Below are 17152 nucleotides of genomic sequence, written 5' to 3'. Positions count from 1 at the left end.
TCGTACACAAACCGGCATGTATGGCCGGCCTCGACCGACAGGAGACCCCCGTGGCCGCACCGGCTCGACCGACGATCCCGGCCCAGTGGAAACCCGTGGCGGAGTCGTCCGCCGCGACCGACGAGGCGCTCACGTGCGTCTTCAGCGCGGAGAGCGCCTGCGCCCAGGCGCCCCTGACCAGCGAACCGCCGCTGCCCGACGCCGAGCCCCTGACCAGTGAGCCGCCGCTCGCCGAGACCGCCCCGCTGACCAGCGAGTCCGATCCCGTCCCGGACTTCTTCGGCCCGGGGCTGTAGATGACGGCGGCGAACGACGAGCCGCCGGCGCCGGCCCAGGAGCTGGCCCGGCTCGCCGAGCTGTACGGGGTCGCCACCTCCTACAGCCCCGCCCCGGACCGTACCGTCCCGGTTCCCGACTCCGCCGTGGTCGCCGCGCTGGCCGCCCTCGGCGTCGAGGCGGCCGGACCGGACGCCGTACGCGCCGCGCTCGCCGTCCGCGACCGGGAGCTGCGCGAGCGCCTGCTGCCGCCCACGGTGGTCCACTGGACCGGCGCCCCGCCTCCCGCCGCCCTCGCCGCACTGCCCGCCGGTACCCGGCTGACCGTCGAGACCGAGCGGGAGCAGGGCCACGGCCAGGACCCGGACCACGGCGGGCGGCGGGCCGGGGAGCGCAGGGAACGGGGAGAACGGGACGGGGGCGAGGTCCCGACCGGGGACGGGGATCCGGGTGAGGTCCCGACCGGGCGGTGGGCCAGGGAGTGGCACGGTGTCGCCGAACTCCCGCTCGGCGTCCACCGGTTGACCGCCGTCGCGCCCGACGGCCGCAGCACCCGCGCCCACCTCGTCGTCGCCCCCGACCGGCTGCCCACCCCCGCCGGCCGCTCCTACGGCCTCCTCGTCCAGCTGTACTCCCTGCTCTCGCGCCGCTCCTGGGGCATGGGCGACCTCGGTGACCTGGCCGAGCTGGCCGGCTGGGCCGGGCGTACCGTCGGGGCCGGATTCGTGCAGGTCAACCCCCTGCACGCGGCCGTACCCGGCGCCCCCACCGACCCCTCCCCGTACCGCCCGTCCTCTCGCCGGTTCCCCGACCCGGTGCATCTGCGGATCGAGGACGTCCCCGAGTACGCCCACACCGAGGACCGCGAGCGGCTCGGCGGGCTGCTGGAGCGGGCCGCGCGGCTGCGTACCGCCGTCCTCGACAAGGGCGCCCTCATCGACCGGGACGCCGTGTGGGAACTCAAGCGCGAGGCCCTGGAGGCGGTGGCGGCCGTCCCCCTCGGGCCCGGCCGGCAGGCCGCCTACGACGCCTTCCGCGCCGCGCACGGCCAGGCCCTCGAGGACCACGCCACCTGGTACGCCCTCGCCGAGGTCCACGGCCCCGACTGGCACGCCTGGCCCGACGGTCTGCGTGCCCCCCGCTCGGCCGCCACCGCCCGGGCCCGCACCGAACTCGCCGACCGCGTCGCGTTCCACACCCGCCTCGCCTGGCTCACCGACGGCCAGCTGCGCACCGCCCAGCGTGTCGCGTCGGAGGCCGGGATGCCCGTCGGGATCGTGCACGACCTGGCCGTCGGCGTGCATCCGCAGGGCGCCGACGCCTGGGCGCAGCAGGACGTGTTCGCCGCCGGTATGTCCGTCGGCGCCCCGCCCGACGCCTTCAACGCCCGCGGCCAGGACTGGGGCCTGCCGCCCTGGCGCCCCGACCGGCTCGCCGCCACCGGCCATGCCCCCTACCGCGACCTGCTGCGCGCCCTCTTCCGCTACGCCGGCGCGCTGCGCATCGACCACGTCATGGGCCTGTTCCGGCTGTGGTGGGTGCCCCGGGGCAGCGCCCCCACCGAGGGGACCTACGTCCGCTACGACGCCGACGCGATGCTCGCGATCCTCGCCCTGGAGGCCACTCGCGCCGGGGCGGTCGTCATCGGCGAGGACCTCGGCACCGTCGAGCCCGGCGTCCGCGAGAGCCTCCAGCGGCGCGGAGTGCTCGGCACCTCGGTGCTGTGGTTCGAACGGGACTGGGAGGGCGACGGCCGCCCGCTGCCGCCCGAGCGCTGGCGCGCCGACTGCCTGGCCACCGCCACCACCCACGATCTGCCGCCCACCGCCGCCCGGCTCACCGGCGACCACGTCGGCCTGCGCGACCGGCTGGGCCTGCTCACCCGTTCGGCGGCAGAGGAACGCACCGAGGCCGCCTCGGACACCGCCGAGTGGCTCGCACTGCTCGGCAGCCTGGGCCTGCTGGACCGTCCGGCGGCCGGACCACCCGGCTCCGACGAGGAGGAGGAGATCCGCGCCGTCCACCGCTTCCTGCTGCGCACCCCGGCCCGGCTGATCGGCGTCTGGCTCCCGGACGGCGTGGGCGACCGCCGCCCGCAGAACCTGCCCGGCACCTGGGACCAGTACCCGAACTGGCGGCTGCCGATCGCGGACGGCGCCGGTCGCGCGGTGCCGCTGGAGGAGCTGACGGCCGCGCCGCGGCTGCGCGCGCTGCTCGAGGTGTACGCACATATCGGAAGCGGGCCACCCCTGCTACGGGACCCCGGGCGCGCGACCGACCGGGTGATTCGCTAACTTGAGATCGTGGACAAGAAGAACGCCCTGCGCGCCGGCGCCCTGGCCGCCGGTACGACGCTGATGATGCTGCTCATGTCGTCCCCTGCGCTCGCGCTGACCCGCGACGACGGCGACGACCCCGGCAAGGGCCTGAGCGTCATCCAGACGCTGGGTCTCTACGTGCTGATCCCGCTGGCCCTGTTCGCCGTGATCGCCGGTCTGGTGATCATGCTGGACAAGTCCAAGATCAGGACCTTCAAGCCCTCGTCCAGCACCAAGGTCAAGTCGGGCGCCAAGGCCTGAGCCGACCGGACTCCGCTTTCTGTTCGCCGGGGGCGCCTGACCTCCCGTCGGTACGCGTGTTGCGTGTACCCGGGCGGGGTCGGCGCCCTCGGCGTGTTCCACACGGTTTTCCGTGTGTCCTTCGTGCCGCGCGGCTCAGGGGCCCGGTGCCGTCAGATGGCGCTGCACGGTCGGTCCGAGCCGGGCCGGCAGCTCTCCGTGGGTCAGCTCCCGGGCGGGCGGCAGGCGCAGTGCGTAGCGGGTGAGGGCCAGGCCGAGCAGCTGCGCGGCACACAGCGCGGCCCGTGCCGGGAACTGCTCGGGATCGGGGCACACCTGCCGGGCCGCCGGCAGCAGCTGGTCCCGGAAGACGAGCTGCATCCGCTGCGCGCCGGCCTGGTGGGTGACACCGACCCGGAGAACGGCCGTCAGCTCCTCGCTCCCCTCCCACAGGTCGAGGAAGTGTCCCACCAGCGCCCAACCCACCTCCTCCCGCGGTATCCGCGTCAGGTCGGGCAGCCGCAGATCCAGCTGGACGGCCGCCGCGCGGGCCGAGGCGGCGGTGCGCGCCCACGTCGGAGGCTGAACAGGCTCCCGCGCTGCGCTCCGTGTCGCCCGGCTCTCCAGCGCCCGGCTCTCCAGCGCCCGGCTCTCTAGCGCTCCGCTTCCTGTGTCCCGGCGAGCAACACCCGCAGCAGGTCGGCCAGTTGGCCGGCCTGCTCGTCGTTCAGGGACGACAGGGCCGCCGTCTGGACCGCGAGGCCCGCGCCGACCGCCCGGTCCACGGCGTCCAGCCCCTTGTCGGTGAGCGTCACCTGCAGGCCTCGGCGGTCGTGCGGGTCGGGGGAGCGGCGCAGCAGACCGGCCTTCTCCAGTTTGTCCAGGCGGCCGGTCATGCCGCCGGTGGTGAGCATCAGGGTGGCCGACAGCTGGCGCGGGGAGAGGGTGTGCGGCTCGCCGGAGCGGCGCAGGGTCGCCAGCACGTCGAACTCGCCGCGCGAGATGCCGTAGGCCTGGTACGCCTTCTCCATGCGGTCGCCCATGGCGCGCGAGAGTCGGTAGATCCGTCCGAAGACCTCCATCGCCCGGGACTCGAGGTCGGGCCGCACGGCCGCCCACTGGTCGATGATCGCGTCGACGGGATCCCTGCGCTGCTGCGGGCCTTCGGTCATGTGCCGAGTATCGCCCGCTCACCGATCGCTCGCAAGTAAGCAGCTTGCCAGGAAGTGACTTCCTGGAAAGTAGCTTGCCAAAAAGAAGCTTAGGGCTAAGCTACTTGTCGCCAAGCTACTTACGAGGGGATCCGCACGATGAAGCGGAAGAGCGGGGCGGACGAGCGCGTCCCGGGGGAGTGGACGCTGCCCGTCGCCGCCGCCGTCAACGGCATCGGCACCGGCATGTACGTCCCGTTCACACTGGTCTTCTTCCACGCCGTCACCGGGCTGTCCTTCCCGGTCGTCGGCGCCGTGCTCACCGCCACCGGTCTCGCGGGCATCGCGGTACTGCCGCTCGCGGGGACGGCGGTGGACCGGTACGGCGCACAGCGGGTGCTGTATGTGCTCTACGGCGTCCGGGTCGTCGGTTTCGCCCTCTACCCCTTCGCCCACTCCCTGGCCGCCTTCGCCGTCGTCGCCCTGGTCACGGCCGCCGCCGACCGGGCCTACCCCGCCGCGCAGCAGTCCCTGATCGGCGAGGTGGCGTCCGGCTCCGGGCGGGACCGGCTCCAGGCGTCGACGCGCGCACTGCAGAACGCCGGCAACGGCGCGGGCGCGCTGCTGGCAACGCTCGTCATCTCCCTTGCGGGCAGCGCCGGTTACGCCTGCACGGCCTGGGGCAACGCGCTCACCTTCGCGCTTGCGGCACTGCTGCTGCGCCCGCTGCGGCCGGCGGGCGCGGTGGGCGCGGCGAGCGGCACGGGCCGGGTGCCGGTCCCGGGGCGGGCCGGAGCCGGCTACCGGCTCGTCCTCGCCGACCGGCCCTTCCTGATCGTCACCGGCGCCAACTTCCTCAACGCACTGAGCTATTCGGCCCTCTCGGTGCTCTTCCCGCTGTACCTGGTGGAGTGGCTGCACGGGCCCGCGGTGCTCACGGGTGCCGCGTTCACCGTCAACACCGTGCTGTGCGCCGTGGGCGGGGTCGCCGTCGGCGCACGGGTCCGCAGGGCCGGTGCCCGGCGCACCCGGGCGGCGGCGCTGGGCGGGGCCCTGTTCGCCACCGCCTTCGCCGCGCTGATCGCACTGGGCACCCTGCGGCCGGGCTCCGGTGGGGTGCTGGGCGCTGCCCTGGTCGCCGTGGTCGTCGTCTACACCGTCGGCGAGCTGATCCACAGCCCGGCCGCCCAGGTGCTCGCGGTCGAGGCGGCGCCCGAGGAGGTGCGCGGCCGGTATCTGGCGGCGTATCAGATGTCCTGGTCGCTGGCGAAGGCGGTGGCGCCGTCCCTGTTCACCGCCCTGCTCGCGCTGGACGGCCGGGCGCCGTGGGCGGTCCTCGTCGTGACGTCGGCGCTCGCCGCCGCCCTGCTGATCCGCGTGGAGCGCCGCCTGCCGGCACAGGTGCTGCGGCCGCTGCCCCTCACCCGGCACCCCGTCTCCGCCCCGGCCGCCCCTCTCACTCCTGTCATCGCCCAACCCGAAGGGATCCGGTCGTGAAACGCTCCGCGACGATTGGGCTCACCGCCCTCGCCCCCGTCTCCTGGGGCACCACCTACGCGGTGACCACCGAGTTCCTGCCGCCGGACCGGCCGCTGTTCACGGCCCTGATGCGGGCCCTGCCCGCCGGGCTCGTGCTGCTGGCGCTGGCCCGGGTGCTGCCCAAGGGCGCCTGGTGGTGGAAGTCGCTGGTGCTCGGCGCGCTGAACATCGGCGCCTTCTTCCCGCTGCTGTTCGTGTCGGCGTACCGGCTGCCCGGCGGAATGGCGGCCGTCGTCGGCTCGGTCCAGCCGCTGTTCGTCGTCGGCCTCTCGGCACTGCTGCTGGGCCGGCGGCCGGCCGGGCGCACGCTCGCCACCGGCGCCGTGGCCGCGCTCGGCGTCAGTCTCGTCGTCCTGCAGGGCAGCGGTGCGCTCGACGTCACAGGGCTGCTCGCGGCCGTGGCGTCCACCGCGTCCATGGCCGCCGGGACGGTGCTGACCAAGCGGTGGGGCCGCCCGGACGGCGTCGGCCCGCTGGCTCTCACCGGCTGGCAGCTCACCGCGGGCGGCCTGCTCATCGCCCCCGTCGCCTTCCTGACCGAGGGCGCCCCGCCCGCCCTGGACGGCCCGGCCGTCGGCGGCTACCTCTATCTCGCCCTGGCCAACACGGCCGTCGCCTACTGGCTCTGGTTCCGCGGCATCGGCCGGCTCACCGCCACCCAGGTCGCCTTCCTCGGGCCGCTGTCCCCGCTGACCGCGGCCGTCGTCGGCTGGGTGGCGCTCGGGCAGGCGCTGACCGCGGTGCAGGTGGCGGGCATGGCGCTGGCGTTCGGGGCGACGCTGGCGGGGCAGCTCGGGGAACGCGCCCGGCCATCGTTCGGTTCTTCTGAAAAGAACGGTCGAAAAGTTTCGATGGACCTGACAGGTCACTCCTTGCGACGGTAGCAGCACGCCCAGCCGCTGCCGCTCCCGCCGAAAGGAACCCCGTGACAGCCGTCCTGCCCCGGACCGCCGCTCCCACAGCCACCTCCCCGTTGCTCGGCCTCGCCTGCGCCGCCCTCGCCACGGTCGTCTGGTCCGGCAGCTTCGTCACTTCCCGCGGCCTGCACGACAGCGTCCCGCCCGTGCAGCACGCCTTCTGGCGCTGGGTGATCGCACTGGTCGCCGTGGCCCCCTTCGGTGCCCGGCAGGCGTGGCGACAGCGGCGGCTGATCCGGCGGCACGCCCGCTATGTGCTCCTCGCGTCGTTCCTCGGCGTGGCCGTCTACAACACCCTCGTCAACCAGGCAGGACTGACCACCCCGGCCGCCACCATGGGCATGATCATGGCGGCCTCGCCGGTCCTCATGGCGCTGTTCGAACGGCTGGGCGGCGTACGGCTCGGCGCCCGGCGCACCACCGGCCTGCTCATCGCCTGCGCCGGTGTGGCGCTGCTCGTCGGGGGCGGCGCCCACTTCTCCGCCGGAGACCTGTGGATGATCGCCGCCGCGTGCAGCTTCGCCGGCTACAGTGCGCTGCTTCGCCGCAGGCCGGCCGAACTGGGCGGTCCGTCCTTCCTGTTCACCACGTTCCTGACCGGCACCGTTCTCCTGCTCCCCGTCCAGGCCGCGAGCGTCGCCGTCCAGGGCGGCTTCACCGCGACCCCCGCAACGGTGCTGCCCCTCCTCTACGTCGGCGTGGCTTCCTCCGCCGTCGCCTTCTTCGCATGGAACAAGGCCATCGCCCTGGTCGGCGCGACCCGCGCGGGCATCGTCTACTACCTCCAGCCGGTCTGCGTGGCCCTGCTGTCCTGGGCCGTGCTCGGCGAGACGACAGGGTGGCCGCAGCTGCTGTCGATGGCCCTGATCCTGGGCGGGGTGGTGCTCGGCGCCGGGGCACGCCGTTGACGTGTAGCTTTCTCGACATGGCCGACTGGGACATCAGGAAGCTGCAGATCCTGCGGACCCTGCGCGAGCGCGGGACGGTCACCGCGACGGCCGAGGCCCTGCACATGACCCCGTCCGCGGTCTCCCAGCAGCTCACCAACCTCTCCCGGCAGCTCGGCGTACCCCTGCTGGAGGCCCGGGGCCGCCGGGTGCGCCTCACCGACGCGGCCCGCCTGGTGCTGACCCACACCGAGCCGGTCTTCGAGCAACTGGAGCGCGCGCAGGCCGCGTTGGCGGCGTACACCGGGGGAGAGGCGGGAGAGGTCCGGGTGGGCGCCTTCCCGACCTCGGTCCCCACCCTGGTCGTACCGGCCGTACGGGCCCTGCGGGGCACCCACCCCGGGGTGCTGGTCCGCGTACGGGAGGCGGAGGCGGCCGAGGCCTACGATCTGCTGACCGCCGGCGAGGTCGACCTGGCCCTGTCCCTGGCGGCCGAGGCCCCGAGCGCGGCCGACCCCCGCCTGACCCAGGTCCCCCTCCTGGCCGACCCCTTGGACGTCGCCCTGCCCCCGGACCACCCGCTGGCGCCGGCCCCCGACCTGACGCTGACGGACCTGGCCGCCGAACCCTGGATCTTCGGCGGCAGCGGCCCCTGGTCGGACATCACCCGCCGCGCCTGCGAGGCGGCCGGCTTCAGCCCCCACCAGGGCCACTCGGCCTCCGGCTGGACCGCGATCCTCGCCATGGTGGAGGCGGGCATGGGCGTGGCCCTGGTCCCGAGAATGGCCGCGACCCGCCGCGACGGCGTCGTGATGCGCGACCTCGGCCCGGACGGCCCGGTCCGCCATGTGACGGCGGCGGTGCGCAGGGGCGGGGAGTCGGGGCGCGCGGTGACGCACGTACTGCAAGCCCTGCGGGGTGCCGCCGCGGCCGGCGCTCACCCGGGCGTGAACCCGTACTGAACTGCGCAGCAGCGGCCCGCCCCGGTCATGGCGGTGGCCTCGACCGGACGGCTGCCGCGGGTGTCCACCACGCGCAGCGTCCGCAGTGCCGCAAGGACGCTGGGGAGGCTCACCGCCTACCGGTCCCGCCGCACCTCGTACAGAAAGCACCCGTACTCCACCGCCCGGACGTGTACCAACGCCACCTCGGGGTCGGCGAAGGCCGCCGAGAAGGCCGATGCGAAGCCCTCCGAGGGGCTCACCAGGCGGCCGCCCAGGATGCGGCCGTCGGCGGAGTAGCGCCGCAGGACGCGCGGGGAGTCGGTGAAGGGCAGGTCGGTGCCGGACGGGCCGGGGCAGTCCTCGGCGTGGACGAAGACCGGGCCCTGCTCGTCGTACGCCCCGGGATCGGCGCCCGTCTCGGCCGCCCAGCGGCGCAGCGGCGCGTACGACACCAGGGCGATCGGCTCGCCCGGCGCAGCGCGCCGCAGACAGCAGCGCAGCGGGGCGCCGCCCTCCTCGTCGGTGAAGGGGGCCAGGGGGCGGCCGGCGTCGTCGGCGGTGCGCAGTTCCTCGAGCACCCGGGGCGGGACGGGCCGTGCGGTGTGTGCGGTCGTCATGGGTCCAGCCTCCTGCCCGGGCGCCCCGCCCACCGGCGGGAACCGGACATCGCGCTTCCTGTGGATCCCATGGAAGGATGGCGCAACCCACACATAACGAGGAGATGACCGCGTGCCTGGCACAAACCTGACTCGCGAAGAGGCGCAGCAGCGGGCCGAGCTGCTCACCGTTGACTCGTACGAGATCGATCTCGACCTCTCCGGAGCGCAGGATGGGGGTACCGCCCGCTCGAGCGAAGCCGGGAGCGGGGGAGGCACCTACCGGTCCGTGACCACGGTGCGCTTCGACGTCGCGCGCGGCGGTGAGTCCTTCATCGACCTGGTGGCGCCCACCGTGCACGAAGTGACTCTGAACGGCGACGCGCTCGACCCCGCCGAGGTGTTCGCGGACTCGCGGATCGCCCTGCCGGGGCTGCTGGAGGGCCGCAACGTCCTGCGGGTCGTCGCGGACTGCGCCTACACCAACACCGGCGAGGGGCTGCACCGCTTTGTCGACCCCGTCGACGAGCAGGCCTACCTCTACACCCAGTTCGAGGTCCCGGACGCCCGCCGGGTGTTCGCCTCCTTCGAGCAGCCGGACCTGAAGGCCACCTTCCGGTTCACCGTGAAGGCGCCCGAGGGCTGGACGGTGATCTCGAACTCACCGACCCCCGAGCCCAAGGACAACGTCTGGGCCTTCGAGCCGACCCCGCGCATCTCGACGTACATCACCGCGATCATCGCGGGCCCGTACCACTCCGTGCACAGCGTGTACGAGAAGGACGGGCAGAGCGTGCCGCTGGGCATCTACTGCCGTCCGTCGCTCGCCGAGTTCCTGGACTCGGACGCGATCTTCGAGGTGACCCGGCAGGGCTTCGACTGGTTCCAGGAGAAGTTCGACTACAAGTACCCCTTCGCGAAGTACGACCAGCTCTTCGTGCCGGAGTTCAACGCGGGCGCGATGGAGAACGCGGGCGCCGTCACCATCCGCGACCAGTACGTCTTCCGGTCCAAGGTGACCGACGCGGCGTACGAGATGCGGGCCGAGACCATCCTGCACGAGCTGGCCCACATGTGGTTCGGCGACCTCGTCACGATGGAGTGGTGGAACGACCTGTGGCTGAACGAGTCGTTCGCCACCTACACCTCCATCGCCTGCCAGGCCGCCGCCCCCGGCTCGCGCTGGCCGCACTCGTGGACCACGTTCGCCAACTCCATGAAGACCTGGGCGTACCGGCAGGACCAGCTGCCGTCCACGCACCCGATCATGGCGGACATCCGCGACCTGGACGACGTGCTCGTCAACTTCGACGGCATCACGTACGCCAAGGGCGCCTCGGTCCTCAAGCAGCTCGTCGCGTACGTCGGCGAGGACGAGTTCTTCCAGGGCGTGCAGGCCTACTTCAAGCGGCACGCGTTCGGCAACACCCGCCTGTCCGACCTGCTCGGCGCCCTGGAGGAGACCTCCGGCCGCGACCTGAAGACCTGGTCGAAGAAGTGGCTGGAGACGGCCGGCATCAACATCCTGCGGCCCGAGGTGGCCACGGACGCCGACGGGGTCCTCACCTCCTTCGCCGTCCGCCAGGAGGCCCCGGCGCTGCCCGCGGGCGCCCAGGGCGAGCCGGTGCTGCGCCCGCACCGCATCGCGATCGGCTGCTACGACCGCGACCCCGCGAGCGGCAAGCTGGTGCGCACCGAGCGCGTCGAGCTGGACGTCGACGGCGAGCTGACGGCCGTGCCGCAGCTGACCGGCAAGCGCCGTCCCGCGGTGATCCTGCTCAACGACGACGACCTGTCGTACGCGAAGGTCCGCCTGGACGAGCAGTCGCTGGCCTTCGTCACCGAGCACCTCGGCGACTTCACCGAGTCCCTGCCGCGCGCGCTGTGCTGGGCCTCGGCCTGGGACATGACGCGCGACGGCGAACTGGCCGCCCGCGACTACCTGTCCCTCGTCCTGTCGGGCATCGGCAAGGAGTCCGACATCGGCGTGGTGCAGTCGCTGCACCGCCAGGTCAAGCTCGCCGTCGACCTGTACGCCGACCCGACCGCCCGCGAGTCCCTGCTCACCCGCTGGACCGACGCGACGCTGGCCCACCTGCGGGCGGCCGAGGCGGCGAGCGACCACCAGCTGGCCTGGGCCCGTGCCTTCGCGGCGACCGCCCGCACCCCCGAGCAGCTGGACCTGCTGGAGGGCCTGCTGGAGGGCACCCACACCGTCGAGGGTCTGGCCGTGGACACCGAGCTGCGCTGGGCGTTCGTGGAGCGGCTGGCGGCGGTCGGCCGGTTCGACGAGGCGGAGATCGCGGCCGAGTACGAGCGGGACCGGACCGCGGCCGGTGAGCGGCACGCGGCCACCGCCCGCGCGGCCCGGCCGACGCCGGAGGCCAAGGCGGAGGCCTGGGCCTCGGTGGTCGACTCCGACAAGCTGCCCAACGCCGTGCAGGAGGCCGTCATCGGCGGCTTCGTCCAGACCGACCAGCGCGAGCTGCTGGCGCCCTTCACGGACACGTACTTCGAGATCCTCAAGGGCGTGTGGGACTCCCGCTCGCACGAGATCGCCCAGCAGATCGCGATCGGCCTGTACCCGACGGTCCAGGTCTCCGAGGAGACCCTGGCCAAGACCGACACCTGGCTGGCCGCGGCCGAGCCGAACGCGGCCCTGCGCCGCCTCGTCTCGGAGTCCCGTGCGGGTGTCGAGCGGGCCCTGAGGGCCCAGGCCGCAGACGCGGCGGCCGGCAAGTAGCACCACCGACGAGGGCGCCCGGACTCCGTGCCGGGCGCCCTTCGCGTCCCTCCGGCGGAGCCATGCGCCGCGCCCTCGGCCGCCCACCGCCGTCCTCCTGCTGTTCGGTCCCCGTCGGCGGTACGGCGGCCGGCGCGGCCGTGCTGCCGCTGGTGCGGGGACCGGCGTACGGCGGGGTGTCCGCCACGGCGTACGGCGGGTGTCCGCCACGGCGTACGGCGGGTGTCCGCCACGGCGTACGGCGGGTGCCCGTCCCGGCGTACGGCGGGTGCCCGTCCCGGCGCGGAACCGGCTGACCGCCGGTCGCGCCCGGGGGCCCGGAGGCGGCCTGCGCACTGTTCGCCGGGGTGTTCAACACGGCCGTCACGCCGGTCGCTCCCGCCGGCGGCCGTTGCGCGGACGGCGGGAGCGGCCGGGTGAGCAGATCCGCCCCGGCCGCGGACACGGCGCGGGCGGCCACGTGACCGTGACCGCCCGCGCCGTACGACTGCCGGTGAGTGCCCTACTTCGCGGACAGCTCCGCCGCCACCAGCTCCGCGATCTGGACCGCGTTCAGCGCGGCACCCTTGCGGAGGTTGTCGTTGGAGATGAACAGCGCGAGGCCGTTGTCCACCGTCTCGTCACCTCGGATGCGGCCGACGTACGAGGGGTCCTGACCGGCCGCCTGCAGCGGGGTCGGGATGTCCGAGAGGGCGACGCCCGGCGCCTTCGCCAGCAGCTCGGTCGCGCGCTGGGGGGAGAGCGGGCGGGCGAAGCGGGCGTTGACCTGGAGGGAGTGGCCGGAGAAGACCGGGACGCGCACACAGGTGCCGGACACCTTGAGGCCCGGGATCTCCAGGATCTTGCGGGACTCGTTGCGCAGCTTCTGCTCCTCGTCGGTCTCGTTCAGACCGTCGTCGACGATCGAGCCCGCCAGCGGGAGCACGTTGAAGGCGATCGGCCGCTTGTAGACCTGCGGCTCGGGGAAGTCGACCGCCGCGCCGTCGTGGGTCAGCCTGTCGGCCTCGGCGACGACCTTCTGCGCCTGGCCGTGCAGCTCGGCCACGCCCGCGAGACCCGAGCCGGACACCGCCTGGTAGGTGGCGACGACCAGCGCCTGGAGACCGGCCTCCTCGTGCAGCGGCTTCAGGACCGGCATCGCGGCCATCGTGGTGCAGTTCGGGTTGGCGATGATGCCCTTGGGCCGGTCCGCGATCGCGTGCGGGTTCACCTCGGAGACGACCAGCGGGACCTCGGGGTCCTTGCGCCAGGCCGAGGAGTTGTCGATCACGACGGCGCCCTGGGAGGCGACCTTCTCGGCCAGCGCCCTGGAGGTCGCACCGCCCGCGGAGAAGAGCACGATGTCGAGGCCGGTGTAGTCGGCGCTCGACGCGTCCTCCACCGTCACGCCGTCCAGCACTGTGCCCGCCGAGCGTGCCGAGGCGAACAGCCGCAGCTGTGTCACCGGGAAGTTCCGCTCCACGAGGATCCTGCGCATGACCGTGCCGACCTGACCGGTGGCTCCGACGATTCCGACCCTCACAGCGACTCCCTCTTTTGTGTCTCTTCCATGACCAGGCGCATGACCGGGGCTTTTCCATCATGCGGCCGACCCCGGTCCGCCTGTCCAATTCTTTGCCGTGCGTGCCCGAGGAATGGGACAGATTTCCCCCGGCCGCCGGTTCCACACCTCCGCCGATCACCCCGCTGAGCTGGAGGAATTCCCCCCACCGGGGCCCTGCGCCGCAAGCTGTGCCGTCCCGCCCCTGCCCGTGCGGCCCTCGGCCACACTGCGGTGTGACATACACCTCGAACGTTTTCGCCGGCTGCGGCGTCATAGGGAAAACGCGTGAGGGGGGTGGCTTGTGCTGCGCGGAGGGGCGCGCCGCGACCAGGTGTCGCATGCGGCCGGTACGGACGACCGTACCGGCGACGACCCGCTGGACGCGGACCAGGAACGCCGGGTACGGGCAGTGCTCGCGCTCGGTGGTGTGCCGCAGTCGGACCTGCCGGACGGGGTGCAGCAGGTCCGGCTGCGGCTGCTGGAGCGGACCGCGAGCGGGCAGGAGGCACCGCGGGACGTGTCGGCGTGGGTGGCGGTCGTCGCCTCCCACCTCGCCATGGACTGGCACCGGGCCGAACGGCGCCGGGAACGACTGGGGGAACGGCTGGCCGCGCTGCACGAGCCGGCCCACCCCTCCGGCGAGGAGACCAGCCTGCTCTCCCTCGCCGTGGCCCAGGGCCTGGACGAACTGCCCGCGGTCCAGCGGCAGGTGCTCGTGCTGCGCTTCTTCGCCGATCTGCCGGTACGGGGCATCGCCGAGGAACTGGGCATCCCCGAGGGCACGGTCAAGAGCAGGCTGCACACGGCGGTCCGCGCACTGCGCGACCGGCTGCACGAGAACGAGGTGGTGTGACGTGACCGCCGAGCACGGGGGCACGCGGGGGGCCGAGGAGTACGGCGGCATGGACGCGCTCATGGCCGCCATCACCGGGGAAGCGCTACCGGAGGAGGCCCGACGGGACCCCGCCTTCCTGGCCGAGCACCGGGCGGCCGAGGCCGACGTGGCGGTGCTGAGGGAGCAACTGGCCCGGCTGGCCGAGACGTTGACCGCGCAGACCGCGCAGACCGCGCAGACCGCGCAGACGGCCGCGGAGGAGGCCGGGGCATCCCCCCGGCCGGCCCAGCCTCCGCAGGGCGGACGGCTCACGCAGCCCGGTCGGCTCACGCAGCCCGGGCCGTCTCCGCAGCCCGCCCGGTCGGCGCGGTCCGAACCCGTCCCGCCACGCCTTCGTCGCCCCCGCACGACCACTCCCCGTGCCGCCCGTCCCGCCCGTCCCTTGCGTCCGCCGCGTCCCGGTCGTCCCTCCGGGCGGCGACGGGTGGTGCGGGGCGTGTTCGGGGTGCTTGCCGGTGGTGCGGCGCTCGGGCTGGTCGCCGGGTTCGGGTGGATGGTGGTGCACGCCGGTGGCGCGGACGACGACAGTGCCGGGGCGAACACCGCCGCCAAGAGCGTCAGGGCGCCCGTCGCGACGGACGGCGGGCCGCCGGCCGACCCCGCGCTCGGCCTCGCCTGCTCCCGGCTGGTCGTGGAGGGCACGGTGGCCGAGGTGAGGCCGGGCAAGCCGGCCCCGTGGCGCCGGGTCACGCTCACCGTCAGCCGCTCCTACAAGCCCGCGCACGGCCCGGCCGAGGTCGCCTTCCTGCTGGACGCCGGGGCGCGGCCGGCCCCGCGCAAGGGGCAGCACGTGCTCGTCACGGTCGGCGCGGGCGGGCAGAACGCGAGCCTGTGGGCCGTCGGGGACACCCGCGTCGCCGTCAACCGGGCATGGATCACCGCGGCGCTGCCCGCCTCCCGGCACACCACGTGCGGGTAACGCCGAGGGTGGGCGCCCCCCGGATGCCCGGGCGACGCCCACCCTCTCCTGTACTGCCGGCCGCTCGGCGCCCGTTACGGCGTGACCGTGCCGATCCTCACGCTGCCGGTGCCCGCGACCGTGCCGCGCGCGTTCACCAGCTGGACCCGGCCGAAGAACTCACGGCCCGCCGGTGCCTGGGCGGCGGCCGTGACCTGGCCGGTGACCGTGTCCGAGTCGCCGGTGCCGAGCGCGACCGGGGCCGAGCCGTCCACCGAGACCGTGCCGAGGGACGGGGAGAAGAACACGTCCCGGTAGTCGTAGGCGGTGGTGCCGGACGGCACCGAGTAGCCCACGACCTCGATGGTGTAGGTGCCGGCGGCCGGGGACGGGATGGAGACCGCCTCCTCCGAGTCGCCGTCCGCGGACTGGGCGACCTGCTTGCCGCTCGCGTCGTACACCGTCAGGTCGAGGTCGGCGGCCGTGTCCGAGACGCCCCCGATGGCGACGTCGAGCGAGGTGGCGCCGGCCGGGACCGTCACCGTGCTGGTCTGCCTCTCGCCCACCTTGACGGACGGGCGGGCCGTCCTGGCGGAGCCGAGCGGGCCGCCGGTCAGCCTGCCGTCCAGGGCCGCGTAGTTGTTGGTGACCTTCCAGGAGACGGGGGTCGCGGTGCCCGCCCTGGCCTCGGGCACGGTCACGGTCTGCGGGTCGAAGGCCACGCCGAGGACGGAGACGTCCAGGGTGTAGGGGTTGTCCAGCAGCGGGGACGTACGGCGGGACTCCACCTCCACCTCCCAGACGCCCGGCTGCGGGTCGGCGTACGCCCGCACGTCGGGCCTGCAGCCGTTGCCGTCCAGGTAGTTGGGGTAGCAGTACGGGGTACCGGTGTTGTCGACCGGGACGCCGTAGGGGTGGATGGCGATGAACCGGGTCTGGCTGTTGTCCTTCAGCCCGCCGATCGCGACCTGGAGCGACTTCGCGCCCTCGGGCACGGTCACGAAGTACGACTGCGTGCTGTTGCGCTGCACCTAACCCGTCACCGAGTAGGTGTGGCCGACGGGGGTCGAGACCACGACCGTCGTCAGGATCTGGCGGTCGATCCCCACCGTCCTCGGGTCGTCGACCTCGAGGATCGCGCTCTTGACGCCCGCCGACCTCGGGGCCGCCTGGACCTTTACCGTCACCGGCCGGTTCAGCGGGAGCCGCACGACGTCGTCGCCGAGGACGCGGAAGGTGCCGCCGGCGTTGTTCTCGAAGTGGTGCTGATCTCGTACGAGCCGGAAGGCGCCGTCCAGGTCGCGCCGCCGTAGGAGAAGCCCGGCCCGGAGACGGCGGTGACCATCGGACGCCAGGTCGCGTCGCCGTCCACGACGGGGTCGGTCGAGGTCACCCAGTCGACGATCTTCCGCTCGCCGGTGGTGGTCCTCTGCAGCGCCGGGTGGCCGAGGTCGACGCCGGAGTCGAGGATGCCGATGGTGATGCCGCGGTCGTCCGCCTTCGGGTGGTCCTTGACGAAGTCGACGGCACCCGTCTCGAAGGACGGGTTGTACGGGTTCTCGGCCGGGGTGTTCCTGCCCGGAGCGGGGTACGTCGCCTTGTCCGCAGGGGACTTGGCGGCGCCCGGCATCGGGTCGTCCAGCGGGATCTCCCGCCTGAGGTCGATGGCGTGCACCGAGGAGAGCCTGGCCGCGGCGGCGATGGCCGACTGCGCCCGCGCCGTCGGCACGGTGGTGCGAACGTAACCGAGCCTGTCGTAGGTGCGGCCCACCGAGCCGCCCTTGACCGCGTCCAGCTCCTCGGTGACCTGCTCGGTCTGTCCCGGAGCCGTCGCGATCATCATCGTGACGTTCTTGGCGCCGTCGGCCTCGGCCTCGGCGAGCAGGCGGGCGTCGTCCGAACCGAGCTCGTCCTGGGCGGACTTGACGGCGGGGTGGGTGGCCGGAGCGGGCGTGTTGTCCGCGGCGAGGGCCAGGGGTACCGGCCCGGCCACGCAGAGGGCGGCCACCACACCGGCGGCCACGGCCACACGGGCCGGACGTCTGGGACCGGGTCTGGGGTCGGGCAGAGAAGTGCGCTCGGATATATGGGTCATCGGCATCCCTCGGGTCAAGGAACGAGCGAATGAGAGCGCTCAGCTTTACCCAAGGGGTCGAATTTTGGGTACTGTTGACCGAATCGCAATGGAGGTATGGGGAAAATCCG

General features: G+C 73.6%; 15 protein-coding genes and 1 pseudogene. 10 read left to right on the top strand and 6 right to left on the bottom strand.

Going from position 1 to position 17152, the window contains the following annotated elements:
- Positions 1-50: 50 nt before the first annotated feature.
- Genes GQF42_RS16990 through GQF42_RS16980 form a run of 3 tightly spaced genes read left to right on the top strand, consistent with a single transcriptional unit; the run spans position 51 to position 2855 of the window.
- Positions 51-296, top strand: coding sequence for a hypothetical protein (locus tag GQF42_RS16990; protein ID WP_158920819.1), 246 nt, complete (start codon positions 51-53; stop codon positions 294-296).
- On the top strand, positions 297-2570 hold the full coding sequence (gene malQ / locus GQF42_RS16985) for a 4-alpha-glucanotransferase (RefSeq protein ID WP_158920816.1): 2274 nt from the start codon (positions 297-299) through the stop codon (positions 2568-2570).
- Positions 2571-2579: 9 nt separating this feature from the next.
- On the top strand, positions 2580-2855 hold the full coding sequence (locus GQF42_RS16980) for a hypothetical protein (protein WP_158920813.1): 276 nt from the start codon (positions 2580-2582) through the stop codon (positions 2853-2855).
- Between the two features lie 135 nt (positions 2856-2990).
- Here GQF42_RS16980 and GQF42_RS16975 read toward each other — a convergent pair whose 3' ends face one another.
- Positions 2991-3320, bottom strand: a complete 330-nt coding sequence (locus tag GQF42_RS16975) for a TetR/AcrR family transcriptional regulator (protein WP_407699495.1) — start codon at positions 3318-3320, stop codon at positions 2991-2993.
- A gap of 167 nt (positions 3321-3487) precedes the next feature.
- On the bottom strand, positions 3488-4006 hold the full coding sequence (locus GQF42_RS16970; RefSeq protein ID WP_158920810.1) for a MarR family winged helix-turn-helix transcriptional regulator: 519 nt from the start codon (positions 4004-4006) through the stop codon (positions 3488-3490).
- A gap of 138 nt (positions 4007-4144) precedes the next feature.
- Between GQF42_RS16970 and GQF42_RS16965 the strand changes: the two genes are divergently transcribed.
- Genes GQF42_RS16965 through GQF42_RS16950 form a run of 4 tightly spaced genes read left to right on the top strand, consistent with a single transcriptional unit; the run spans position 4145 to position 8290 of the window.
- Positions 4145-5482, top strand: a complete 1338-nt coding sequence (locus GQF42_RS16965) for an MFS transporter (protein WP_158920807.1) — start codon at positions 4145-4147, stop codon at positions 5480-5482.
- Positions 5479-6408, top strand: a complete 930-nt coding sequence (locus tag GQF42_RS16960) for an EamA family transporter (RefSeq protein ID WP_158920806.1) — start codon at positions 5479-5481, stop codon at positions 6406-6408. The genes GQF42_RS16965 and GQF42_RS16960 overlap by 4 nt, the downstream gene beginning before the upstream one ends.
- Before the next feature lie 41 nt (positions 6409-6449).
- A complete protein-coding gene (locus GQF42_RS16955) occupies positions 6450-7349 on the top strand; it encodes a DMT family transporter (protein WP_158920803.1) in 900 nt (299 codons plus the stop codon).
- Between the two features lie 17 nt (positions 7350-7366).
- Positions 7367-8290, top strand: coding sequence for a LysR family transcriptional regulator (locus GQF42_RS16950; protein ID WP_158920800.1), 924 nt, complete (start codon positions 7367-7369; stop codon positions 8288-8290).
- A 116-nt stretch (positions 8291-8406) separates the two neighbouring features.
- Here the strand turns inward: GQF42_RS16950 and GQF42_RS16945 are convergent, their stop codons facing one another.
- On the bottom strand, positions 8407-8889 hold the full coding sequence (locus GQF42_RS16945; RefSeq protein ID WP_158920797.1) for a DUF1203 domain-containing protein: 483 nt from the start codon (positions 8887-8889) through the stop codon (positions 8407-8409).
- 112 nt (positions 8890-9001) lie between these two features.
- Between GQF42_RS16945 and pepN the strand changes: the two genes are divergently transcribed.
- Complete coding sequence (pepN, locus tag GQF42_RS16940) at positions 9002-11611, top strand: aminopeptidase N (RefSeq protein ID WP_158920794.1); 2610 nt, start codon at positions 9002-9004, stop codon at positions 11609-11611.
- A 502-nt stretch (positions 11612-12113) separates the two neighbouring features.
- Here the strand turns inward: pepN and GQF42_RS16935 are convergent.
- Positions 12114-13133, bottom strand: a complete 1020-nt coding sequence (locus GQF42_RS16935) for an aspartate-semialdehyde dehydrogenase (RefSeq protein WP_158920791.1) — start codon at positions 13131-13133, stop codon at positions 12114-12116.
- Between the two features lie 322 nt (positions 13134-13455).
- Here GQF42_RS16935 and GQF42_RS16930 point away from each other — a divergent pair, with 322 nt between their 5' ends.
- Together GQF42_RS16930 and GQF42_RS16925 are read left to right on the top strand one after the other, a co-directional pair.
- The gene (locus GQF42_RS16930; RefSeq protein WP_158920788.1) at positions 13456-14007 is read left to right on the top strand and encodes an RNA polymerase sigma factor; all 552 of its coding nucleotides are present in this window, start codon (positions 13456-13458) and stop codon (positions 14005-14007) included.
- A gap of 1 nt (position 14008) precedes the next feature.
- Complete coding sequence (locus GQF42_RS16925; RefSeq protein WP_158920785.1) at positions 14009-14968, top strand: hypothetical protein; 960 nt, start codon at positions 14009-14011, stop codon at positions 14966-14968.
- Between the two features lie 74 nt (positions 14969-15042).
- On the opposite strand, the pseudogene GQF42_RS47700 reads toward GQF42_RS16925, so the two are convergent.
- Positions 15043-16224 (bottom strand): annotated as a pseudogene (locus GQF42_RS47700) (PPC domain-containing protein); the annotation flags it as partial.
- Entirely contained in the window at positions 16143-17042 is a 900-nt protein-coding gene (locus tag GQF42_RS47695; protein ID WP_407699494.1) for a S8 family peptidase, read from the bottom strand. The gene GQF42_RS47695 and the pseudogene GQF42_RS47700, both read right to left, overlap by 82 nt.
- Positions 17043-17152 lie beyond the last annotated feature (110 nt).

It is taken from the genome of Streptomyces broussonetiae (genome assembly GCF_009796285.1).
Classification (GTDB): domain Bacteria; phylum Actinomycetota; class Actinomycetes; order Streptomycetales; family Streptomycetaceae; genus Streptomyces; species Streptomyces broussonetiae.
The sequence above is the reverse complement of the archived record's forward strand: the minus strand, read 5'-3'. Positions and strand labels throughout refer to the sequence as shown.